Annotated in this window: 20 protein-coding genes; 12 read left to right on the forward strand and 8 right to left on the reverse strand. The window is 68.2% G+C overall.

What is annotated here, in order from left to right; translation table 11 throughout:
* Positions 1-200: 200 nt before the first annotated feature.
* Together ACWF99_RS05550 and ACWF99_RS05555 are read right to left on the reverse strand one after the other, a co-directional pair.
* Entirely contained in the window at positions 201-1,367 is a 1,167-nt protein-coding gene (locus ACWF99_RS05550) for a PucR family transcriptional regulator (protein WP_378659177.1), read from the reverse strand.
* A gap of 100 nt (positions 1,368-1,467) precedes the next feature.
* Entirely contained in the window at positions 1,468-1,806 is a 339-nt protein-coding gene (locus ACWF99_RS05555) for a MarR family winged helix-turn-helix transcriptional regulator (RefSeq protein ID WP_378630745.1), read from the reverse strand.
* Positions 1,807-2,070: 264 nt separating this feature from the next.
* On the opposite strand from ACWF99_RS05555, the gene ACWF99_RS05560 reads away from it, so the two are divergent.
* The 3 genes from ACWF99_RS05560 to ACWF99_RS05570 all read left to right on the forward strand — a co-directional run bounded on the left by ACWF99_RS05560 (position 2,071) and on the right by ACWF99_RS05570 (position 5,372).
* Entirely contained in the window at positions 2,071-2,442 is a 372-nt protein-coding gene (locus ACWF99_RS05560) for a VOC family protein (RefSeq protein ID WP_378659171.1), read from the forward strand.
* Positions 2,443-2,505: 63 nt separating this feature from the next.
* Entirely contained in the window at positions 2,506-3,789 is a 1,284-nt protein-coding gene (locus ACWF99_RS05565) for a class I SAM-dependent methyltransferase (protein ID WP_452534885.1), read from the forward strand.
* Between the two features lie 95 nt (positions 3,790-3,884).
* Positions 3,885-5,372: an SDR family oxidoreductase gene (locus ACWF99_RS05570; protein ID WP_452534887.1), complete on the forward strand. Its 1,488-nt coding sequence runs from the start codon at positions 3,885-3,887 to the stop codon at positions 5,370-5,372.
* 3 nt (positions 5,373-5,375) lie between these two features.
* Here the strand turns inward: ACWF99_RS05570 and ACWF99_RS05575 are convergent, their stop codons facing one another.
* From ACWF99_RS05575 to ACWF99_RS05585, 3 genes are read right to left on the reverse strand one after another with little or no spacing between them, the layout of a single operon-like run.
* On the reverse strand, positions 5,376-6,338 hold the full coding sequence (locus ACWF99_RS05575; protein ID WP_452534889.1) for a phytoene/squalene synthase family protein: 963 nt from the start codon (positions 6,336-6,338) through the stop codon (positions 5,376-5,378).
* A complete protein-coding gene (gene crtI / locus ACWF99_RS05580; protein WP_378630737.1) occupies positions 6,335-7,861 on the reverse strand; it encodes a phytoene desaturase family protein in 1,527 nt (508 codons plus the stop codon). The genes ACWF99_RS05575 and crtI overlap by 4 nt, the downstream gene beginning before the upstream one ends.
* A 34-nt stretch (positions 7,862-7,895) precedes the next feature.
* Positions 7,896-9,023 carry a polyprenyl synthetase family protein gene (locus ACWF99_RS05585; RefSeq protein ID WP_452534891.1) on the reverse strand — a complete coding sequence of 376 codons (1,128 nt, stop codon included), beginning with the start codon at positions 9,021-9,023 and terminating at the stop codon, positions 7,896-7,898.
* 218 nt (positions 9,024-9,241) lie between these two features.
* On the opposite strand from ACWF99_RS05585, the gene ACWF99_RS05590 reads away from it, so the two are divergent.
* The gene (locus ACWF99_RS05590) at positions 9,242-9,868 is read left to right on the forward strand and encodes a TetR/AcrR family transcriptional regulator (protein ID WP_378630734.1); all 627 of its coding nucleotides are present in this window, start codon (positions 9,242-9,244) and stop codon (positions 9,866-9,868) included.
* A 162-nt stretch (positions 9,869-10,030) separates the two neighbouring features.
* Here the strand turns inward: ACWF99_RS05590 and ACWF99_RS05595 are convergent, their stop codons facing one another.
* Entirely contained in the window at positions 10,031-10,663 is a 633-nt protein-coding gene (locus tag ACWF99_RS05595; protein WP_452534893.1) for an NAD(P)-dependent oxidoreductase, read from the reverse strand.
* A gap of 138 nt (positions 10,664-10,801) precedes the next feature.
* On the opposite strand from ACWF99_RS05595, the gene ACWF99_RS05600 reads away from it, so the two are divergent.
* A complete protein-coding gene (locus ACWF99_RS05600) occupies positions 10,802-11,440 on the forward strand; it encodes a TetR/AcrR family transcriptional regulator (protein ID WP_378630730.1) in 639 nt (212 codons plus the stop codon).
* A 180-nt stretch (positions 11,441-11,620) separates the two neighbouring features.
* Entirely contained in the window at positions 11,621-12,547 is a 927-nt protein-coding gene (locus tag ACWF99_RS05605; RefSeq protein ID WP_452534894.1) for an SMP-30/gluconolactonase/LRE family protein, read from the forward strand.
* Here ACWF99_RS05605 and ACWF99_RS05610 read toward each other — a convergent pair whose 3' ends face one another.
* Entirely contained in the window at positions 12,548-12,760 is a 213-nt protein-coding gene (locus ACWF99_RS05610; protein WP_378630727.1) for a hypothetical protein, read from the reverse strand.
* A 197-nt stretch (positions 12,761-12,957) separates the two neighbouring features.
* On the opposite strand from ACWF99_RS05610, the gene ACWF99_RS05615 reads away from it, so the two are divergent.
* The 6 genes from ACWF99_RS05615 to ACWF99_RS05640 are packed head-to-tail and all read left to right on the forward strand — an operon-like array spanning position 12,958 to position 21,285.
* Positions 12,958-14,427 carry a serine/threonine-protein kinase gene (locus tag ACWF99_RS05615; RefSeq protein ID WP_452534896.1) on the forward strand — a complete coding sequence of 490 codons (1,470 nt, stop codon included), beginning with the start codon at positions 12,958-12,960 and terminating at the stop codon, positions 14,425-14,427.
* Positions 14,424-15,623 (forward strand): DUF7373 family lipoprotein, encoded by a 1,200-nt coding sequence (locus tag ACWF99_RS05620; protein WP_452534898.1) that lies wholly within the window; start codon positions 14,424-14,426, stop codon positions 15,621-15,623. The genes ACWF99_RS05615 and ACWF99_RS05620 overlap by 4 nt, the downstream gene beginning before the upstream one ends.
* A gap of 5 nt (positions 15,624-15,628) precedes the next feature.
* A complete protein-coding gene (locus ACWF99_RS05625) occupies positions 15,629-17,155 on the forward strand; it encodes a serine/threonine-protein kinase (RefSeq protein ID WP_452534900.1) in 1,527 nt (508 codons plus the stop codon).
* Entirely contained in the window at positions 17,142-18,584 is a 1,443-nt protein-coding gene (locus ACWF99_RS05630) for a serine/threonine-protein kinase (protein ID WP_452534901.1), read from the forward strand. The genes ACWF99_RS05625 and ACWF99_RS05630 overlap by 14 nt, the downstream gene beginning before the upstream one ends.
* Positions 18,585-18,587: 3 nt before the next feature.
* Positions 18,588-19,820, forward strand: coding sequence for a DUF7373 family lipoprotein (locus ACWF99_RS05635; RefSeq protein WP_452534902.1), 1,233 nt, complete (start codon positions 18,588-18,590; stop codon positions 19,818-19,820).
* The gene (locus ACWF99_RS05640; protein ID WP_378630718.1) at positions 19,813-21,285 is read left to right on the forward strand and encodes a serine/threonine-protein kinase; all 1,473 of its coding nucleotides are present in this window, start codon (positions 19,813-19,815) and stop codon (positions 21,283-21,285) included. The genes ACWF99_RS05635 and ACWF99_RS05640 overlap by 8 nt, the downstream gene beginning before the upstream one ends.
* Positions 21,286-21,486: 201 nt before the next feature.
* Here ACWF99_RS05640 and ACWF99_RS05645 read toward each other — a convergent pair whose 3' ends face one another.
* Positions 21,487-22,038, reverse strand: a complete 552-nt coding sequence (locus tag ACWF99_RS05645) for a hypothetical protein (protein ID WP_378659132.1) — start codon at positions 22,036-22,038, stop codon at positions 21,487-21,489.
* Positions 22,039-22,298: the final 260 nt, after the last annotated feature.

Raw genomic sequence — 22,298 nt, forward strand, 5'->3', positions numbered from 1 at the left:
CGACACTGGAGTGCGGCGAAGACAACGACTTCCGACTCAGCAGCGTGGGGTGACCGACGACATGAGCGTGCGCGACGACATCCCGCGTGATATGTCAAAGTTTTTGTTTCTGAGTCTTCAGGTCGGAACCCATTGAGTCACAGCAAATTGTCCTGTCGACGGCGAAATCGCTTTTGGACTCTCGGAAGAACTGGGATGGCTCAGCCGGGTGGGTTCACGCCCATCTCCAGCGCGGCCAAGGCGAGGGAGAGTTCCAGGTAGGACCGCTGTCCTTCCAGCCGCCGACCCAGCAGGGCGGAGATTCGCTGGAGCCGATTGATCACGGTGTTGCGATGGCAGTGCAGTCGCGGCGCGGCATTCGCCGCCGAGCAGTTCTCCTCCAGCCAGATCGCCAGGGTGCGCAACAGGATCTCGCGCTCTTTGACCGGCAGTTCCAGCACCGGGCCGAGGGTGCGCGCGACCATGAGCGCGGTCAGGTCGGGAGAGCGCAGCAACAGCGCTTCGGGGTAGCGCTCCTCCAACGACACCAAGCCCCGCACTGTCGCGGGCAGGGTCTCCAAGCCGAGCATCGCCAGGGCGTGGCCCGTATCGATCTGCGCCAATCCCTGCACCACCGGTGACGCCGCCGCCCGGCCCCGGATCCGGCTTCCCACCTGGTCCAGCACAGCGGAACCGTCTCGCTGCTCGAGCGAGACCAGCCCCACTGTGGTCTCGACACGGTCGTGCCAGACCGACCGAATGCCCATGGCCGCCAACGCGGTCTCGGTGCCGAACTCCACATGCGGACGGTCACCGCGCACTGCGACCACCAGATACCCACCGTGGGCGGGCAAGTTCAGCTCGCGCGCCGCACGCGCGGCGAAGGTCGCGTCGCGGGCGCTGCCCGCCAGCAGATCCTCGATCACGCCGTGTCGGCGCCGCTCGTCGCGACGTACCTGCTCCAGTTCGGTACTGCGATAGGAAGTGACCAGCGACGACGACATGCCGTCGATGGCCGACCAGGTCGCCACTCCGATCTTGCGGACCTCGCCGGGCGGGAGTTCCCCGGCCTTGTCGAGCAGCGCCTCCCACACGATCTGACCGCCGAGCCGGAACGTCCGCAACATGACCTCCAGGGGCACGCCCTGCGCGGCCCGATTGCGGCCGATGGCGGCGGCGACATCGTCGCGGTCCGGGCTCGTCACGTCACCGGCGACCAGATCGAGCACCCTGGTCAGATACCGGCAGCACGCATGGTGCAAGTCCTCCCGGCTCACCGGCGAGTAGTCGGTCCACTCCGGGATATCGGTGAAGATCGCGGCGATCAACTGCCTGGTCAGTGCTGGAATCTCGGTTCGGCACGCGGCCACCAGCTCCCTCGTACCCACCGGGGGAAGGGTGTGCTTGGATCTCGCGGCCATATCGCTAGACGCTACGCCCGACCCCGACTACCGCTGATCAGCGTCGCCACCTGTTCGAAGCGGGAGCTCATCGGATCGTTTCGTCGGCGAGGCGTTCCAGGTAGCCGGCGAATTGGCGACGGTCGTGCTCGGTCCACGACGCGGTGAGTTGATCGAAGCATCGGCGTTGCCAGTCATGGGATGCGGCGGACAGCTCGCGGCCGCTGCCGGTGAGTCGCACGACGACCCGGCGGCGGTCGTCCGCTGAGCCCTCCCGGGCGAGGTATCCGGCCGCGACGGCGTCACGCACCATGCGGCTGGCACCGGAGTGGTCGAGGCCGAGCTGTTGGGCAACGTCGGTGACGGTGGTTTCCCTGTCTGTCCGAAGCGCGGCGGCGACGGCTTCCACGACTTGGATGTGCTGCACACGCCGCCGGTCATCGTCTGACTCCGAGCTGGAGCCGGTGAATGCCTGGTTGCTCCAGCGGCGTGACCAAAAACGGACCAGCCGAAACAGTGCCGGACCTCCGTCGACCGCATGGCGGGGTTCGGTCACCGCAGGACCGGCTGTGGATGGGGAGTTTCTACCGTTGCGTGTGCCCACCCTCGACATAGTATGCGATGCGCACGTATATTTATATGCGTCTCGCATACAAATGACCTTTCCGGGTCCAGTGCACAGGAGGTGGCGATGTCCATCGTTCTCAACCACACGATCATTCCGGCGACCGACAAGTGTTCCGCGGCAACCTTTTTCGCCGAGCTGATGGGGCTGACGGTCTCAGTACCGAGCGGGCCCTTCGTGCCGGTGCGGGTCAACGACGACCTGACGTTCGACTTCGACGACCGCGGGCAAGTCGAGCCCGGCCACTACGCCTTCCTGGTCGATGACGACACCTTGGACGCCGTGCTGGGGCGGCTGGCTACGTGGCCTGCGGTCGAGTACGGTTCAGGGCCCGAACACGGATGGGACCGGCAGGTCAATCACCTGGCAGGTGGGCGCGGGGTCTATGTTCGCGACCCCGACGGTCACAGCTACGAGCTGTTCACCCGAGTTCCCTGATCTGGGACGGATGGCGCCGCGTCGTTGCCGCAGCGGCGGCGCGAGGCGGGCCATAGTGGTCGGATGGGTAACCAGTCCACGATCGCTACCGCGTTCCGACCTCTGCTGCGAGCCACGCTGGGCCCCCGCCCCGCGGTGGGGTTCGAGTTCTGGGACGGCAGCACGATCCATCCCGACGGTGAGAGCCCCGGCACGATGCGCGTGCGCTCCGAGGACGCGCTGCGTCATCTGGTCTGGGCGCCGGGCGAGCTCGGCTTGGCGCGGGCTTTCGTGTCCGGCGCGGTGGATCTCGATGGCGATATCTTCACGATGCTTCGAGCTCTCCAGTCGACCGCGCCGAACGATGCCCGTCTCGGTCTCGGTGCGACATGGCAGGCCATCGGCGCGGCGCGCCAGCTCGGGGCGCTCGGTCGCCGCCTGGAACCACCGCCGGAGGAAGCCCGCCCGCAGCGTGGACCCCTGCACACCAAGCGGCGCGATGCGGCGGCGATCAGTCATCACTACGACGTCAGCAACGACTTCTACCGGCTGGTGCTCGGCCCGAGCATGACCTACTCCTGCGCGCGGTTCGTGCCGGACGACGACGGCTCGCTCGAGGCCGCCCAGCAAGCCAAGCACGACCTGATCTGCCGCAAGTTGGGCCTGGCCGAGCAGACAGGTCTGCGACTGCTCGAGGTGGGCTGCGGCTGGGGGTCCATGGCGATCCACGCGGCCTCGACCTACGGTGCGCAGGTCGTGGGCGTCACCATCAGCAGTGCTCAGGTCGAGCTCGCCCGCAAACGAGTCGCCGACGCGGGGTTGTCGGACAGTGTCGAGATCAGGCTTGCCGACTATCGGGACCTGCGCGGCGAGGAGTTCGACGCCATCTCCTCGATCGGCATGTTCGAACACGTCGGCTCCGGGCGCGCCGCCGAATACTTCGACACCCTGCGCGCACTGCTGCACCCGCGCGGACGGCTGCTCAACCATGCCATCTCCTCGCCGGGCGGCTCCGTCATGCGCAATCGATCCTTCATCGGGCGCTACGTCTTCCCGGACGGCGAACTCGTCGATGTGGGCGAAGTCGTGCTCGCCATGCAACGCGCCGGATTCGAGGTCCGTGACGTCGAGGCCCTGCGCGAGCACTACGAACGCACCCTCCGCCAGTGGGTCGCGAATCTCGAAAACGAGTGGGAACAGGCGGTTTCGCTCGTCGGCGAAGGGCGAGCCCGAATCTGGCGGCTGTACATGGCCGCCTCCGCGCTGGGCTTCGAGGACGGCGGACTCGGGATTCACCAGGTCCTCGGCGTGGTGCCCGAAGCGACGGGCAACGCCGCGATGCCCGCGACACGACGGGACTGGGGATAGTCCGCACGGCAACAGCTCGCACAACGATCACCGTCCCGATATGATGAATCATTTATGCATCGAATAAAGCCGATGACGAGCACAGGGAACGGGTGATGAGCATGCGGTGTGTGGTTTTCGGCGCGACCGGCTACATCGGTGGACGTTTGGTGCCCGAGCTGATCCAGGCCGGCCATCAGGTCCGGGTGGTGGCCCGGACCCCGGAGAAGTTGGCAGAGGTTCCGTGGCGGGAACAGGTCGAGATCGTCCGTGGCGATGTCACCGACGATGACGAGGTGCGCGCCGCCGTCGCCGACCAGGAGGTCGTCTACTACCTGGTGCACTCGTTGGCCCGGGACGACTTCTCCGACATCGATCGCGAGGCGGCGCGGCTCGTCGCGGCCGCGTCGAGCTCGGCCAGCGTCGGCCGCATCGTCTATCTCGGCGGCATCATCCCCGAGCACGCGACGCTGTCGCGCCATCTCGCCTCCCGCGCCGAGGTCGGCGAAATTCTGCGCGAATCCGGTGTTCCCACGGCGGAACTGCGCGCCGCGGTGATCATCGGATCCGGTTCGGCCAGTTTCGAGATGCTGCGATACCTGTCCGAACGCCTGCCCGCGATGATCACCCCGCGATGGGTGCACAACCGGATCCAGCCCATCGCCGTTCGGGACGTCCTCTACTACCTGGTGCAGGCCGCGGAGTTGCCCGCCGACGTCAATCGCGCCTTCGATATCGGCGGGCCCGACGTGATGACCTACCTGACCATGATGCGCGAATACGCTGTCGTCGCCGGGCTGACTCGTCGCGTGGTGCTGCCGGTTCCGGTGCTCACGCCGTGGCTGTCGGCGCAATGGGTCAACCTCGTGACCCCGGTGCCACGAGCACTGGCCGTACCGCTCATCGAGTCGCTCGTGCATGAAGTCGTGTGCGCCGAGCACGATATCGCCACCTACATCCCGGATCCCGCCGAAGGCCTCACCCCCTACGCGCGTGCCGTGGAACTGGCGCTGACCCGTATTCGCCATGCCGACGTACCCACCCGCTGGTCCGATGCCAGCACGTTCGGCGCGCCCTCGGATCCGCTGCCCACCGACCCCGCGTGGTCGGGCGGCTCGCTCTACGAGGACCTCCGCGAGCAGCACACCGACGCCGACCCCGAAACCGTGTGGGCGGTGATCGAAGCCATCGGCGGCGAGAACGGCTGGTACTCCTTCCCTCTCGCCTGGTCACTGCGCGGCTGGATCGACCGTGTCACCGGCGGTGTCGGGTTACGCCGCGGCCGCAAGAACCCCCGCCACCTGCACTCCGGCGAAGCCTTGGACTGGTGGCGCGTCGAATACATCGACCGGCCCCATCTCCTCCGGCTGCGCGCCGAGATGCAGCTCCCGGGACTGGCGTGGCTCGAACTGGGTGTGGAACCGGACCCGACCGGCGGCTCCCGCTATCGGCAGCGGGCCATCTTCCAGCCGCACGGTCTCGCCGGACACCTCTACTGGAAAGCGATCACGCCGTTTCACAACGCCGTGTTCGGCGGCATGGTCCGCAACATCACCGGCACCGCCGAACACGACCCCGCCGACGGCGCGGTGTCATCCAGCTGACGATCAGCCTGCCGCGTTCGTCAGTGCGCGAGCGCGGCTGCCTCGCCGCGCCCACAGCGCACGAGCCAACGCCGAACCGGCAACGCGGGTGCGGCGCGCGTTGCCCACGGTGGCGCGCGCGGTGAACACCGCGAACTCGCTCTCCTCGATGCGGTCGAGAATTTCCGAGTACAGCACCGCCGCGGTGGCTACACAGGGGCGCGACACCGGATGTAGCTGCGCTATTCCGCTGTCGGCGTACCGGTACCAGCCGCGCGCGATCGCGTGTTGCTCGGCCAGCGCCGACCGGACCTTCGCGTCGGTGCGTCGGCGAGAACGACACCACTGCAACCTGGTGCGGTCCACATCATGGGCAGCCAGTTCGTCGGCCGGTAGGTACACCCGGCCACGGTCGAGATCCTCGGCGATGTCGCGCAGAAAGTTGGTGAGCTGAAACGCTTTTCCCAGCGCAGCCGCGTACGGAGCAGCATCGGCTCGTTCGCCGACGGTGCCGAGCACCGGCAGTACCTGCAAACCGATCACGTCGGCCGAACCGTGCACATAGCGGTCGAGCGCGGCCCGGTCGGGGTAGTCGGTGATGGTCAGATCCATCCGCATCGAGTCGAGGAATTCGTCGAACAGGACATGGTCTATCTCGTATCTGGCGGCGGTATCGGCCAGCGCGGCGAAGATCGGGTCGTCGACCGGGGCCCCGGAAAGGCTGTCGTGCAGGTCCTTCGTCACCGCGTCCAGCCGTTGCGCCGGAGTGCCCGCTGCATCGTCGGTCGGTGGCTCGTCGACGATGTCGTCGGCCCACCGGGCGAAGCCGTAGAGAGCGTGGATCGCCGGTCGCTGGGCGGGCGCGAGCAGCCGGGTGGCGAGGAAGAAGGTGCGGCCATGGCGCGCGTTGAGTTCCCGGCAGCGCTGATACGCCTCGCGCAGTCGAGCATCGCGGATTCCGGCCGCGTCGAGTTCCGTGCGAATCATCGTCGATCGCCTCCGATCGAGGTCGAGGTCGAAGCCCGCGACGCGGACACCGTGCCGGTGACGCGGTCGGCGGCGAGGCGGCCCGACAGCAGTGCTGTCGGTACACCCACGCCGGGTACGGTGCCGCAGCCCGCCAGCACCGCATTGCTCACACCGCGCGGGAGGTTCGCGGGGCGGAAAGGGCCGGTTTGGGCGAAGGTGTGTGCGAGCGAGAACGGGGTTCCGGCCAGCAGGCCCTGCCGCTGCCAGTCGGCGGGCGTGTCCAGATGCACGACCCGGGCGTCGCTGACGAAGCCAGGGACCAACCGGTTCTCGACTATCGCGGCCAGCTCCTCGCCGTAGGCGGTGGCACGGCGATCCCAGTCGAGGTCACCGCTGCGGTAGAGGTTGGGCACCGGGGCGAGAACAGTGAACAGGTCGCGACCGGGTGGGGCCAGGGTGGGATCGGTCGCGGTCGGGCGGGTCACCAGCAACGACGGGTCGGTCATCACTTTTCCGGCACCGATCAGTTCGTCGAAGGTCTGCTCCCACGCGGCGCCGAAGACGAGGTTGTGATGAGCGGTAGGCACCGATTCGGGGACACCGACGTGCATGACGACCGCGGACGGCGCCGGGCGCCAACTGCTCGGGCGACGCGGGACGCGGTCGAGCAGCTCGTAGGCGGTGGGAAGTTCGGTCGCGAGAACGACAGCGTCGCAAGGAATTCGGCGGCCACGCTCGGTGAGCACCGCGGTGATCCGGGATCCACGCCGCTCCAGGTCGTTGACGGTCTCGCCGTAACAGAACGTCACACCGGCATCGACAGCGGCGGCGGCCAGGGCGTCGGGTAGTGCGCGCATGCCGCCGCGCGGAAAGGAGACCCCGCCCACGGTGTCCATGTAGGAGATCACCGCGTACAGCGCCAGTGCGCGTTGTGGCGAAACGCCCGCGTAGAGCGACTGGAAGGTGAAGACGCGCCGCAGCCGTTCATCGGTGAGGAACGATCCGATGGCCCTGTCGAGACGCCGGAATCCACCCAACGCGATCAACCGCGCGAACGCCGGCGTGAGCAGCCCGAGCGGAGAGTCGACATTCGCGGCGATGAACCGTTCGAATTCGACCTGGTACAGCTCGCTCAGCCACGTGCGCAGCCGGCGATATCCCTCGACCTCCTTCGGTCCGGCGAACGCCAGGACCGATTCCTCCATGGCCGAGGCGTCGCTGTGGACATCGAGCCCGGTGCCGTCGGCGAAGTGGGCGCGGTAGGCCGGGGCGACGGGCAACAGCTCCAACCGGGACTCGAGACTGTCACCGACCGCGGCGAGGGTGTCGGCGACGATGTCGGGCATGGTGAGCACCGACGGTCCCGTGTCGAGCAGATAGCCGTCGACGTCGCGTCGTCCGGCCCGGCCACCGGGGACCGTATCGCGCTCCACCACCGTGACGCTGCGTCCGCGTCCTGCCAGATGCAACGCGGCGGCCAGTCCTGCCAGGCCGGCCCCGACGACGACCACCTCATCGGTTGTTCCCGATATCGTGCGCATTGCTTCCTTTCGATGGGAGCGGCGGATTCGCCGGTCAGTGCGAGCGGTGCGTGCACAACAGCGCCATTCGGTGCAGCGCGTCGGCCACCGACGGTTCGAGGTCGGCGTCCTGGAGAAGCCGACGCGCATGCTCGACGCGCTCGCCGATCATCTGCTCGGCACGCCGGCGTGCGCCGCTGTCGACGATCACGGTCTGGGCGAGCGCTACGGCCTGCTCATCGATGGACTCGGCCCGCCAGAGCTCTCGTAGCCGGGCGCGATCCGACGGCTCGGCGAGCTGATCGGCCAGCGCGATCACGGTGGTCGCCTTGCGTTCCCGGACATCGTCTCCGGTGGGTTTCCCGGTGGTCGATGGATCACCGAAGATGCCGAGAAGGTCGTCACGGAGCTGGAACGCTTCCCCGATCACTTCGCCGTATTCACCGAGAACGCGCATCACCGTCTCGTCGCAGCCGGCCATCGCCGCACCCAATTCGAGTGGGCGCCGCACTGTGTAGTTGCCGGACTTGCGCCGCGCGATATCCATCACCTCGCCCACGCTCGGGAGCCGGTTCGCGTCGTTGGTCAGGTCCGCGAGCTGACCTACCGCCAGTTCGCTGCGCATCGCGTCGTAGCGCGGCCATGCCCGATCCAGCGCGGCGGCAGGCAGGCCGCTCTCGCGCATCATGCGCTCCGCCCACACCAGGAACAGGTCGGCCATGAGGATCGCCGCGGACTCGCCGAATCGGGCCGGCGAGCCCGACAATCCCTGATCGCGGTGCCACGCGGCGAGCCGGAGGTGGGCTGACGGCTCTCCCCGCCGGACCGCCGACTCGTCCATCACGTCGTCTTGCACCAGCGCGAACGCGTGTAGGAGCTCCGCACCTGCGGCCGCGCGCAGGGCGGCTTCGGATTCCCCTGCGCCACCGCACAGCCAGCCGAGATAGACGAAGACCGACCGTACGCACTTGCCGCCCGACGCGAAATCGATCATCAGCCGGCTCGGGAGCGAGAATCCCGCCGGGTCGAGTTCGGCCCGGCAGCGCGCGCGGACGAACTCGTCGACATGACCGCGTACCGAGATCTGTGTGCGCGCGAGCCAGTCGGCGAACCGCGCGGATCCGTCATCATCGGTTGCGGGTTCGCACGGTCGAAGCGCGATTGCTACTCGTTCGGCATCCACCCTTCGATTGTGACACCGATCGGGCAAAAATGCATCGTTTGCGCATCGTTTGAATCGGAGTCAGGCTCCTGATATCGCAGCCGCCCCCACCGATCACGCGTCGTGACCGGCCATCATCGAGCTGTCCGGATTTCGGGCGCCGCCCCATTTCGGGCCGTCGCCGCCGAAACTAGACTTGCCGACGCCGAGCTTCCGATCGGCCCGGGGAGGAGGGTTCGATGCCGCCCAAATCGACCGATCGGCGTCGCCCCACCCAGGATCGGGCCAAGGCGACTCGCGAGCACATCCTCGACACGGCCGCAGAGCTTTTCGGCGAGCGGGGCATCACCAACACCTCGACCAACCGGATCGCCACTGCCGCGGGGGTCAGCATCGGAACCGTCTATCGATACTTCCCCGACCGCGCGATGATCGTCGACGAGCTCCTCTCGCGCATCCAGGGCAATATCGAGCGGCGATTCACCGAACGCGTGCGCGATCTGTCCGACACTCCGGTGCAGCAACTGGTTCTGGGCGTACTCGAAGCCATCATGGAGGAGATGTCCACCGACGTCCCTCTGGTGCGTGCGCTGATAGCGGGGTTGGACTTCTACAGCAGCGGCATGCCCGAGCTGGAAATACGGTTGCGTCTGCTGGTCAAGATGCAGGTGATCCAGATTCTCGGCCCCGGTGACGACGATGAGTACGACGTGCTGACCTTCACGATCATCAGTGCGTGTTTCGGTACGGTCCTGCGCGCCGCCGTGCTGGAGGACACGCGCGTGCGCGACGAGGTGATCGCCACGACCGCGCGGTTGATAGCAACACTCGCCGACATCGAGCGGGAGACGCGCGCGGTCGACTGACCAGTGATCACCCCTGCTCGCGGCATCACCCCGAGCACGCCAACGGGGCCGCCCACCGAAAGGTGAACGGCCCCATCCCCGTTGCCGCCCTCGCCCTCCCCTCCAGGGCGAGGACAACATCGGCCGGCGCCCGCGAGTCGGGGCGGCCAGGATTGTGAGCTGTCAGTTGGCGATGCCGACCGCTGCGCGCAGGTGCTGGGACCGCTCGATGATGTCGAGCATGAAGTCGGCGGCATCGCCGCAGGTGATGGAGTAGCCCGTCGCCCGCCCGCTCGCGTCGACCTTGACGGTTCCCTTGTCGGACACCGCTTTCAAGGCCGGGAGACGCACGGCTGTCCACGCCAGCTCACTGGCCGCGAGCTGGGCTTCCATCGCTACTTTGGCGTCGAGGATGGGCGGCAGCCGGCGCGCGAACAGCGGCACCAGGACGCGACGGAAAAGCACCGCACCGGAACCGGGCAGCCCCATGTTGCTCGCGCACACGAGTCGTTCGATGCCGCGCTCACGCATCTTCTCGATGATCACGCGCGTGGCATCCGGTACGAGGTCATTGGGTTTGCCGTCGCCGAGTCCGCCGACACCCAGGTACTGGATCACGGCGTCGGTGCCGTCCAGCGTGCGCTCGACGGCCGCCGGGTCCAACGCGTCACCGCGCACGACGCGAACGCCGTGTGGCGCTTTGTCGGCGCTTGCCTGGGAACGAGCGAGGACTGTCACGTCGTGCCCGCGTTCGAGCGCTTTCGTGACAACGGCGCTGCCGCCCATCCCGGTCGAACCGAAGACCACCAGTTTCATGTTCCGAGCCCCGCCTCTGTGTGGTCGCTCGAGATCGCGATCGCCCACTCGGACAACCCACCCTCACGACAGTAGTTACTGTTGTTTGAAACGACAGTAACTACTGTCGTAAGGTCGGTCAAGACGGAAGGCGGACACATGGTCAGAACGTGGGCGACAGACGATCCCAAGGCCGGGCTGATGGCGCGCAAGCGTGCCCAGATCGTCGCGGCCGCGCGCACGGCCTTCCTCGACGAGGGATACGCCGCGAGCTCGGTCAACAAGATCGCCGACGACGCCGGCGTCTCGATCAAGACCCTCTACCGCCACTTCGAGACGAAAGACGAGCTCTTCACCGCCGTCATCGCGGGACTCTGCGCACCCGAAGGCGACACCTCCCGCGACCCCGCCTGGTACACCGATCCGCCCGAGGTCGGCTTGGCTCGCGCGGGCGAGGAGTACCTTCGCCATGCCCTCTCCGACGAGCAGCTCGCGCTCTACCGGGTGGTCGCTCACGACGCGGATCGTTTTCCCGAACTCGGGCGCATCTATCGGCGGGAAGTCCTCGGCCGCGGCGGCCTGATCTTCGCGTCCTATCTGGACCGGTGGCGCGAGCAGTCGGGCTGGCGAATCGCCGACAACTACGAGGCGGCCGCGGTGTTCGGCGGACTGCTGAAGGCCGGGCTCTTCGACCAGGCGTTACTCGGCGCAGCGCAGCCCGACGCCGAAGAGATCACCCGCCGAGCGCGCCACGCGGCCGACCGACTGCTGACCATCCTCGAAGCGGGCAACCTGTGAGGCTGGGGACACCTGCCGCACCTCCGGCTCCATTGCCCCACCGCGGCGTCGCCGACGTCCACGGCCGATCCGTTGTTTCGGTGCGAGTTCCACGACCGTCCCCCTAGGCTGGGCCCGATCTCGTCGACAACACCGCCTCCGACAACGGCAGAGCTGCCGACCCGGACCCCGAGGAATCCGATGCCCCTCTCCCCCACCATGTCTCGCGCGCTCACCGCGATCGCGGTCACCGCGACAGCCGCCGTCCTTCCCACCGCGCAGACCGCGTCCGCCGAACCGGTTTCGTGCGCACAATGGGCTCGGCACACCGTCGCGGCGGGGTACGGAATACTCGAGAACCTGGGGTTCGACGGTCGCGGAGATCTGCTGCTGGCAGAGCAATCCGCCACCGGGTCGGCCGGCACCCTGCAACGCCTCGGCGCCGACGGCTCGCGATCTGTCGCCCTCACCGACGTCGAGGGCCCCGGCTCGATCCTGACTATCGGCGACACCGCGTATTTCACGACGGGCAACAGCGTCACCGCCGCTCTCACCGACCGCGCCGACGGGACGATTCAGGCCCTGCATCTCGACAGCGGCACCGTGAAGACGGTGGCCTCCGGTCTCACGATGCCGAACGGGTTGGCGCAGTTGCCGAACGGCGACTTCGTCGTCAGCAGAGACATCGGCGCCGGCACCCTGACCCGGGTCGCCCCCGACAACATCGCGATACCGTACGCGCCGTCGCTGAGCTCCACCAACGGCCTCGCGTTCGACGCGCAGCGCAACCGGCTCATCGTCTCGACGACGTTCAACCCCACCTCGGTCATCGCCGCCGTCGACTACGCCGATCCCGAAAGCCCGCCGCGACAGGCTGTGATTCCCGGCATCGGACCGCTGAACTCGGCCGACGATCTGACCGTCGGCCAGGACGGCAAGGCCTACGTCACCCTCAACGTCGCGGGCAGTGTCCAGCAGGTCGATGTGGATACCGGCCGAACCTGTGCGATCGCCGACGGCCTGCCCTTGTCCTCGTCGGCACGATTCGGATCCGGCCCCGGCTGGGACCCGAAGTCGTTGTACGTCACCAGTTTTCTCGGCACGGTCACCAAGCTGACACCGCCCTGATCACCGGTTGAGGCAGACCGCCACGAGCAGCGGGCCGTACGGATTCTCGGCGCTGCCCACCGCGACCAGCAGGCCGCCGACCGGGCTGCAGAGCACGTCCAGACTCGACGAGCCGGTGTCCGCCACCGGCTGCTGGGCGTGCGCGGAGCCCGCGCCGACGGCGGACGCGAGCAGGAAGAGAGCGAGTGCGGACGACGCCGCGAGCTTGTTCATAGCCCCACCGTGCCGTGCGCGCTCGCGGCGCGCACGCCCCGAATTGCTGGGGCGCACACCGAGAACCACGTCCAAAGTACTCGAACTATCGACCGGTGACCCGGCCACCAGTCGGGTTATAGTCGGCCGGTCGACCATGGGTCGGTCGACTCGCGCCGGAAGGGTCCCGGCGCCGATCGGTTCAGGAAGCACGACGGTTGACTGTTTCTGAGGGCATGGATTTCGCCGGGTACCGCCTCGAGCGACGCCTCGGCATGGGCGGTATGGGCACGGTCTATCTGGCCGGTCATCCGCGGCTGCCGCGCAAGGACGCGCTGAAAGTGCTGTCCGACAAGCACTCCGGCGATGCGGTGTTCCGTGAGCGCTTCTTGCGTGAGGCCACGATCGCGGCCCGGCTGAGCCACCCCAACCTGGTCGCGGTGCGCGATCGCGGTCAGCACGGAGGCCGACTGTGGATCGCGATGCAGTACGTCGACGGTGTCGACCTCGCCCAGCTGATCCGCCGTGGACCGGGCGCGCTGCCGCTGGACCGGACGGTCAGGATCATCACCGAGGCCGCCAAGGGACTCGATCTGCTGCACCGCAAAGGGGTGCTGCACCGCGACGTGAAACCGGCCAATATCCTTGTCGCCGAACAGGACGGCCGCCCCGACCGCGTGCTGATCACCGACTTCGGCATCGCCAGACCCGCTGACGCACCCACGAATTCGACCGGTGCCGGGCTCAGCGCGACCCTGGCTTATGCCGCGCCCGAGCAGATCAACGGCGGGGCGATCGATCACCGAACCGACGTGTACGCGCTGGGCTGTGTGCTCTACGAACTGCTGACGGGGTCGGTGCCGTTCCCCCGCGACACCCCGGCCGCGGTCATGTACGCCCACCTGCACGAAGCGCCGCCTGCACTCGGCAAGCCCGGGCTCCCACCCGGATTCGACGAGGTGATCGCGACCGCGCTCGCGAAGAACCCCGGCGACCGGTATCCGTCCTGCGGTGCGTTGGCAGCGGCCGCGTCCGCCGCCGCGCAGGGGACGGTCCGGCTGGCCGCGGTCCGGGCACCCACCCGGCGGCGCCCGCTCGTCTACGGCGCGCTGGCCGCCGCGGTTTTGATCGCGCTGACGGCTGGGGTGCTCGGCGTCACCCGAACCGGGTCCACCGAACACGCGCCGACCGCGATCGCGCTCGGTCCGCAAACCGCGGTAGACCCGGTCTCCTGGGGCGCGTACACCTATGTCGCACAGGCATTTCCGGAGTTGCTGCCCGCTTCACAGTTCGGGACCGGATATCAGGAGATGTGGGGGTGCAGGCCCTCCGACGAGAGAATGCGGGACCTGCCCGTCGACGTCTTCGTCCCGACCGGGCGGATCATGTGTTTCGGCAATCGTGAACCGGTGCAGACGATCGAACTCGTGTGCAACGCCGACCGCTCGCCGATCGCCCCGCCGCCGACCTACGATCGCGCCGAGGGCGACGAACAGTGGACCAGGCCGTCGAGCCACGGAAATCTGCACTGGGGAACCTATCTCGACCTCTACAAGGCCCCGCAGCTCACGGGTTACCTGCGGCTGTACTTCGACGATCCCGACCGCAGCTTCTGCTACATCGTCGTCACCGGCGCGCAGAACGGCACCGAGCTGCGGGCCGCCTGGTGGACGGAGGCACCGCTGTGAGACTCGCACCCCTCGCGGTCGCCCTCGGCGTGATCCTCGCCGCGGTCTCGGGTTGCACGGTGACCGGTGATCCGACGCCCGTGCCCGATCCCGCCACCCTCGATGTCGGCCCCTACAGCCGCTTCCCGTTGCGCGCGCCCGAACACGGCAGCGAGTATCACGGGCGCGTGGTCGAATCGGTTCGGCTCGGCGAGGCCATGGCCAATCCGGCCAGGGTCGACCCGGCACTGACCGTGCCCCGCACGAAGTCCGGTTCGGACCCCCTGCCGACCGCCGCGAAAGCGGCGGCGCTGCTGGCCAATCCGGTGCGGGCAGTCCTGGAGCGCCACGGCATGCTGGCCGGCTACACCGTCGGCGCCACCGATACTTCCACCGAGTTCTCGATCGGCAGCGGCCGAATTCTGCAGGTCACGCTGCTGCGATTTCCCGATGCGGCGGCCGCGGGACTGGCCGCGCAAGAGATCGACTCCGCCGACGCCGCGGTGAGCGCGGACAACGTGGCCGTCTCGATCCCCGGGCACCCGGCGGCTCGCGCGCATTGGCGTCCGTCGGTGCCGACGCTGGCGGCGACGATCGCCATGGACTCGTTCGTCGTCACGGTCATGGCCGGGCACACCTCGCCCGACCTCCCCGCGCTGACAACGCTGGCGGGCAAGGCTTTCGAGGAACAGCGGCCGATGTTGCGCGATATCGTGCTCACCCCGCCCGAGCAATTCGCCGACCTGCCGCTCGACCGTGACGGCATGCTGGGACGCATGGTGCCCGAGGCACCGGGCCGCTGGCCGTATCCGGTGGTGATTCTCGGCGACTTCAGCGAAGTCGCGGGGTGGGAAAGCCTGGTGCAGGCGCGCGGCATCGTTCTCGGTCCGCGGGCGGGCCATTTCTACCAACCCACCCGCGAGGTCGCCGAATTGGTCGGCCTCAACCGATACGACCGGCTGATGCGCTTCGCCGACGCGGCGACCGCGACCGCGTTCTTCGCCAACCTGCCCGACAACAACGACCAATTCGTCGTTCCACCACCGAAGGGCATGGTCGACATCAACTGCGCGGAGTCGATGAAGAACTCGCCGATGACCAAGTTCAGCTGCCGCCTTCGATACGGCCGCTATGTCGGAGTCGTTTTCAGCCGGGACTACCAGGATGTCCTGCAACGAGCGGCCGCGCAGTACGCGCTGCTGGTGAACAGCGAGTAGAGGCGATGACCGAAACCCTTCCCCCGGGAACCGTTTTCGCCGGATACCGGATCGAGCGGGTGCTCGGCTCCGGCGGCATGGGCACGGTGTACGTGGCCGCCCATCCGCGACTGCCTCGCCGCGACGCGATCAAGGTACTGCCCGAGAATGCCGGTGCGGGCGAGGAATTCCGGGCGCGTTTCCTGCGCGAGGCCGAACTGACCGCCCGGCTCGATCATCCGAATATCGTCGCGGTGCACGACCGCGGCGAGCACGACGGCCGGCTGTGGATCGCGATGGAGTTCGTGGCGGGGACAGACGTGGCCGCGCTACTGCGCCACGAGTCGCCGATACCGCCGGCGCGGGCCGTGCACATCGTCACCGAGACCGCGCGCGGGCTGGACGAGGCGCACCGCCACGGCCTCCTGCACCGCGACGTGAAACCGGCCAATATCCTGCTCGAGCCGGTCGAGGACGCACCGGATCGTGTGCTGGTCGCCGATTTCGGCATTGCCAGGGCCGCCGGTGACGGCACCGCGCTGACCGCGGTCGGGACGGTCGTGGCGACGCTCGCCTACGCGGCGCCGGAACTGCTGACCGAACAGCGCGTGGATCATCGCGCCGATGTCTACGCCCTGGGCTGCACCCTGTTCGAACTGCTCACCGGCACGAAACCGTTCCCCCGCGATTCGGTGGTCGCGGTGATGCAGGCGCATCTGATGGCACCGCCGCCGCGGGCCACCGCCCTTCGGCCGGAACTGCCGCCCGCGATCGACGCGGTGCTGGCCCGTGCGCTGGCGAAGAACCCCGACGAGCGCTATTCGTCGTGCGGTGCACTGGCCGCCGCGGCCGCGGGTGCTTTCGGTGTGGCGACCGATCACACCGTGGTCGCAGCCGTTCCGCCGCCCATCACCGAACGCCCTGCCGCACCCGCGCCGAAACAGTCACCACAGCAAGTGAATCCGCGGCTGCGGTACGCCGCCGTGGCAGCAGCCGTCATCATGCTGGTGGTGGCACTCGCCGTCGCCGTGGCGGTGGTCCGTGACCCCGACGATTCGACGGCGAGTCCCGTCACACCGACCAGCAGCGCCGGGGTGACCTGGGGGCGTTATGCCTTCATCGTCGACGCGCTGCCCGGGCTGCTGCCCGCCACCCCGACCCGAACCGGACATCAGGGCATTCGATGCGCCGCCATGGCGGTGGGTTCCGGTGGGCCGGCCGATCTGGACCTGATGCCCGACGAAGTCGCGCGGGTCGCCTGCACCGGCAACAACAACCCCATCCGCGATGTCGACGTGCGTTGTTCGACGAACCGGAACCCCTTCATCCTCGTGAACGAACCGGGTGCCGTGGTTCTCGGTGACCAGAAGTGGGAACGCGCTACCGGGCGTGGCCGGGTGACGTGGTCGACCATGACCGTGTCCACCGGCGATCTCGGCTTGGTCGGCGTCGGATTCGACGAACCGACCCGGAACTTCTGCATGGTCGTCGTGATCGGTGCGACAACGGGCCAGGAACTCTACGACCGGTGGTGGGCAGATGCTCCGTTCTGACGACGAGTTCGCCGGGTACCGGATCGAACGGCGACTCGGTGCCGGTGGCATGGGCGAGGTGTACCTCGCGCGCCACCCCCGGCTCCCCCGGCACGATGCGCTGAAGATCCTGTCCGACCGGTACACCGACGACGAGGAATTCCGCGCGCGGTTCTTGCGCGAAGCGGAAGTCGCTGTGCGGCTGCAACATCCGAATGTCGTCACGGTCCGTGATCGCGGTGAGCAGGACGGCCGCCTGTGGATCGCGATGCAGTTCGTCGACGGTGGCGATGTCGCCGAGCTGATCCGGCAGGAGACCGCGATTCCGGTCGAGCGGGCGCTGCGCATCGTGACCGAATCGGCGAACGGTCTCGACGAGATCCACCGGGTCGGCCTGCAACATCGTGACGTGAAGCCCGCGAACCTGCTGCTCACCGCGGAACCGGGGGAACCGGATCGGGTGCTGGTCACCGACTTCGGGATCGCCCGCACCGCCGAAGGTGACGGAGCCCTCGGCCAGGGTGCGGGATTCACCGCGACACTGGCCTACGCCGCGCCCGAGCTGATCAACGGCGACCCGGTGGATCATCGCGCCGATGTGTACTCGCTGGGGTGCACGCTCTATCAGCTGCTCACCGGGACGGTCCCGTACCCGCGCAGCAGTCCCGCGGCGGTGATGTACGCGCACCTGTCCGACGAACCGCCCCGGCCGTCGCTCGAAAACGGCCGGGTGCCGGCCGAATTGGATACGGTCATCGCCACCGCGCTGGCCAAGGACCCCGCGCAGCGCTACCAGAGTTGCGGTGAGCTGGCTGCTGCCGCGCGCGCGGCCTGCGTACCGAAGACCTCCGCCGCGCCGCGCCGACTCCTGACCGGCGTGGCGATCGCTGCCGCTGTGGCTGTGGCGGCGGCGATTTCGCTGGCGACAGGGTTCGCCGGTGAGGATTCCGGTGCCGCTGCCCCTACCCGGGTCGCCACGAACTCCGACGCGTGGGGCGCGGCCGCCCTAGCCGCTGAGACCTTGCCGAACCTGCTGCCGGTCGCACCGCTTGCCGTCGGATACCAGGACGTCAACAACTGTCTGCACATCGACCAGGACGGCAACGTGCTCGCGCTCGATCAGCAGGTCGATGTCGGCGGTGTGCTGTGCCTCGGTGACCGGAACCCGGTCGAAACCCTCTCGGTCGTCTGCCGGTCGGATCGCACCCAGATTCCGGCGTGGACAGTGAATCTGGCGGTGGAGGGTGAGGAGCTGTGGACACGCGACGGTGCGAGCGGGAAGGTGCGATGGGGAACCATCACGGGCGACGACGGCTCACACATCGGCCGGCTCGACGTGATGTTCGACGGGCCCGACCGGCAGTTCTGCAGGCTGCGTATCTCCGGCAGCACCTCGGGTTCGGTGCTGTGGGAGCGCTGGTGGCCGGACGCTCCACTGGGACAGGGGTAGCCGATGTTCACACGTGGTGAGCGAATCCGAACCGTGGCTGTCCTGGCCGCGGCGTTGACGGTGCTGTGCGGGTGCGTGCGTCCCGGCGAACCCGTACCCCAGCAACTCGACCTGGCCGCCCTCGATGTGGGTTCGAACAGCGTCGACCCGATGACGCCGCCGACCTCGAGTACCGAGAAGTACGGCAGGATACTGGAATCGGTGCGGATGGGTGAGGCGGCTCTCGATCCGATCGAGGTCGATCCGACGCTGACCAACGGCATCTCCAACCGGACCGCGCCGCTGCCGACACCGTTGAAAGCAGCCGGAATTCTGGCTGAACCGGTCCGCGACGTGCTCGAATCCCAGGACATGCTCGCCGGATTCGCGGTCAGTGGCAGCGATGTCAACTTCCGTGGCAAAGCACCCGAGATCGGCTCCGCCCGTTTGCTCACCGTGTTGCTGCTGCGCTTCCCGGACGACACGAAGGCGCGGCTGGCGGCCAGGCAGATGAACGCCACCGACGCCGCGGTCACCGCCGACAACGTCGCGGTGCGGATCGCGGAGTACCCGGGGGCGTTCGCGCATTGGCGCCCGACCGTGCCGACCATGGCGGCCACCCTCGCGCACGGGTCGTTCGTCGTCAGCGTGCTGGCCGCGCACACCAGCCCGGACCAGGCCGCGCTGCTCGCCATGGTGCGCAAGACCTTCGACGTCCAACTCCCCCGGCTGCAGGATTTCCAGCCGACCGCGCCGGACCGGTTCGCCGACCTGCCGCTCGACCGGGACGGCATGCTCGCGCGGGTGCTTCCCTTCGGCGCCGGGCACTGGCCTACGCCGACGGTGATCACCGCCGACACCGACGCCAATGCCGGCTGGTCGGCCTCGATCGCCATCGGCGGCGTCGTGCTCGGTCCACGAGCCACCCGGCTGATGAAGCACTTCGGTTTTCAGGATCAGATCGAAGTCGTCGCCGTGAACGGGAACAATCTGGTCGAACGGTTTCCCGACGCGGTCACCGCGCGACGGGTCTTCACCAAGGAGCGGCAGGCCGCCGATCCCGCCACCCTGATCGACACACCGGTCGGCGTGCCGGATGTCTACTGCAACGACCTCGATCAGCACCCGGCATCGCCGTCCCAGGTCTACTGCCATGTGCTCTACGGCCGGTACACCGCTTCGGTCCTCGGCCGGAGTCCGGCGCACGCCAGGCAGCAGAGCGCTGCCCAGTACGCGCTGCTGGTGCGCAGTGAATAGCCGTCCGCTGCCGCCGGGCACGGTCTTCGCCGGGTACCGGATCGAGCGGGTTCTCGGTGTCGGTGGCATGGGCACCGTCTACGTCGCCGCCCATCCCCGGTTGCCGCGTCGCGACGCGGTGAAGGTGCTGTCCGCGGAATTCGGTGCCGACCCCGAGTTCCGGGCGCGCTTCGGTCGCGAAGCCGAACTCGCCGCGCGGCTGGACCATCCGAACATCATCGGCGTCTACGACCGTGGCATCGAGCACGGTCAACTGTGGATCGCGATGCGCTTCATCGACGGCCCCGACGCCGCCACGCTGCTGCGCGACCGCGCGCTCACTGCGCACCGTGTCGCGCATCTGGTCACCGGGGTGGCTCGCGGACTCGATCACGCGCACCGGGCGGGGATGCTGCACCGCGATGTCAAACCGGCCAATATTCTGGTCGAATCCATTCCGGGACAACCGGATCGGGTCGCGGTCACCGATTTCGGCATCGCCAAGGCCGCGGCCGCGACGACGCTGACCCAGGCCGGAACGATTCTGGCGACCGTCGCCTACGCGGCCCCCGAGCAGCTCACCGGCACGGCGATCGATCACCGTGCCGATGTCTACGCACTGGGCTGCACCCTCTACGAACTGCTGACCGGTGCCAAACCGTTCCCGCGACCGAGTGTCGACGCGGTGATCGCGGCACACCTGTACGACCCGCCGCCCCGCCCGAGCGCGGTGTCCGGGGAGCTGCCGCGGCGGATCGACGACGTGATCGCCCGCGCACTGGCCAAGGATCCGCAGCGGCGCTATCCGAGCTGCGGCGCGCTGGCCGCCGATGCAGCCGCCGCCCTCGGCGTCCCCACCGAAGCGGTGGCGGTGGCCGAGCGTGCACCGGCACGTCGCCGTAGCCTCGGCATCGTGGTCGGCACGCTGACGGCGGTGCTCGCGGCAGTCGTCACGAGTGTGGTTGTGCTGAACCGTGATTCGCCCGACGAGAGCACGGCTGCGGCCACGTCGACGGCACCGATCGACCCGAACTCCTGGGCGGCCCACCAGTGGGTCGTCGACGCTTTCCCCGAACTGCTGCCGAAAACCCAGGCAGACAGCGGCTACCAAGGCCTGCGCTGCAGCGCGGTCGACGGCAACCAACGTCCCATCGACGCGCGCCAGACCCGCGATTCGCTGAACGCACTCGCCTGCAACGGTGACCAGAACCCGGTGTTCCGCTTGTTGCTCACCTGCGGAACCGACGAACCGGCGGAGCGCTACGTCTCCTCCGCCACCGCGGTTTTCGTCGGCGAGGAGAACTGGCAACGGCCCAGCGGTCGCGGACATGCCCGCTGGAACGACACGCAAGGCATCGCGGGACCGACGGGCGAGATGCTGATCGAGTTCGAGAACGGCACCCGCTCCCGGTGCGCCCTCGGAGTCTCGGGCGGCGCCTCGGGCCAGGACCTCTACGACCGCTGGTGGCGCAGCGCCCCGCTCTGAGTCCGGCGCCGACAACTCCGATGACAGAGATCGGTTGGGCAGGCTGACGTCGCCGGGTGAATCGCCAGTGGATTCTGGTCGAAAGACCGGCAGGCATGGTCGGCGCAACCTCGGCAAGCAACTGCTCCGCATCGCGCCTCGGTCCCCGCACACACAGACCTGAGGTCGATGCGGCGAGGACCGTGGCCTCCAGCCGGTTCGCTACGTCCGGGTCCTCGGTGTCGCCGGTGGAGTTCGCGCTTCGCTGCGGTGTTGGTCCCACCAGTCGCTGTCGTGGCGGGTGGGGGTCGGCTCCTTCGACGGCGGGGACTCACTGGGGATACCGAGGACTCTCAGCCGCCAGTCGTCCTCACGGATCGCGGCCACGATGCGGACGGGAACGACCGCCGTGAGCAGCAGGTAGTTACCGACGCAGATCATCAGGCAGATCGGAGGAACCGACACCACGATCGCGGTGCCGAGAGTTCCCATCTCGATCGGATCCCGCGAGATCGACAGCAGGTTTCCGCAGATGCTCGACAGCACGGCGGCCACGAGCAGCAACTCGTAGACCCGCACCAGCGAGGTGGCCTTCTCGTCCCGGATGCCCACCAATGTGATGAAAGTGCAGGCGACCAGCGCGACGGTGAGACCGACGACCACCGGCCACAGCCAGGTCAGGTGCTCGGGAACTCCGGCCACCCGCGCGAGGGTGGAGGTGAAGGTGAAGGATGCGATTGCCGCGGCGACGACCAACGCTGACCCTAAGCCCACTAGCAGCTTCGGTACCGTGACGGGAATAGGGCGGGGGAAAGGGTCCGTGTGGTCCATCAGGCTCCATCCTACGGTCTACGGTCACCAAATGTGCAGGCACTCAACAGAGTACGTGCCCGCACAGAGTGCGAATCGCCGCAGAATTCGCCCTGGGGGCGCTACCTCTCGCCGCGCACCCCGTTACCGACCAGTCAGTGTGTATCCAGTCGTCGGCCGGCACGCCGTACGCCGCGCGATAAGCTGGCCTCGACGCGCACACG

The organism is Nocardia sp. NPDC055002 (assembly GCF_053608825.1).

Coding starts and splice junctions, on each gene's coding strand:
- ACWF99_RS05625 (WP_452534900.1), top strand. CDS start 15,629: ATGACCGAAACCCTTCCCCCGGGAACCGTTTTCGCCGGATACCGGATC.
- crtI (WP_378630737.1), bottom strand. CDS start 7,861: ATGCGCACGATATCGGGAACAACCGATGAGGTGGTCGTCGTCGGGGCC.
- ACWF99_RS05565 (WP_452534885.1), top strand. CDS start 2,506: ATGGGTAACCAGTCCACGATCGCTACCGCGTTCCGACCTCTGCTGCGA.
- ACWF99_RS05635 (WP_452534902.1), top strand. CDS start 18,588: ATGTTCACACGTGGTGAGCGAATCCGAACCGTGGCTGTCCTGGCCGCG.
- ACWF99_RS05570 (WP_452534887.1), top strand. CDS start 3,885: ATGAGCATGCGGTGTGTGGTTTTCGGCGCGACCGGCTACATCGGTGGA.
- ACWF99_RS05590 (WP_378630734.1), top strand. CDS start 9,242: ATGCCGCCCAAATCGACCGATCGGCGTCGCCCCACCCAGGATCGGGCC.
- ACWF99_RS05600 (WP_378630730.1), top strand. CDS start 10,802: ATGGTCAGAACGTGGGCGACAGACGATCCCAAGGCCGGGCTGATGGCG.
- ACWF99_RS05575 (WP_452534889.1), bottom strand. CDS start 6,338: ATGATTCGCACGGAACTCGACGCGGCCGGAATCCGCGATGCTCGACTG.
- ACWF99_RS05610 (WP_378630727.1), bottom strand. CDS start 12,760: ATGAACAAGCTCGCGGCGTCGTCCGCACTCGCTCTCTTCCTGCTCGCG.
- ACWF99_RS05595 (WP_452534893.1), bottom strand. CDS start 10,663: ATGAAACTGGTGGTCTTCGGTTCGACCGGGATGGGCGGCAGCGCCGTT.
- ACWF99_RS05605 (WP_452534894.1), top strand. CDS start 11,621: ATGCCCCTCTCCCCCACCATGTCTCGCGCGCTCACCGCGATCGCGGTC.
- ACWF99_RS05630 (WP_452534901.1), top strand. CDS start 17,142: ATGCTCCGTTCTGACGACGAGTTCGCCGGGTACCGGATCGAACGGCGA.
- ACWF99_RS05560 (WP_378659171.1), top strand. CDS start 2,071: ATGTCCATCGTTCTCAACCACACGATCATTCCGGCGACCGACAAGTGT.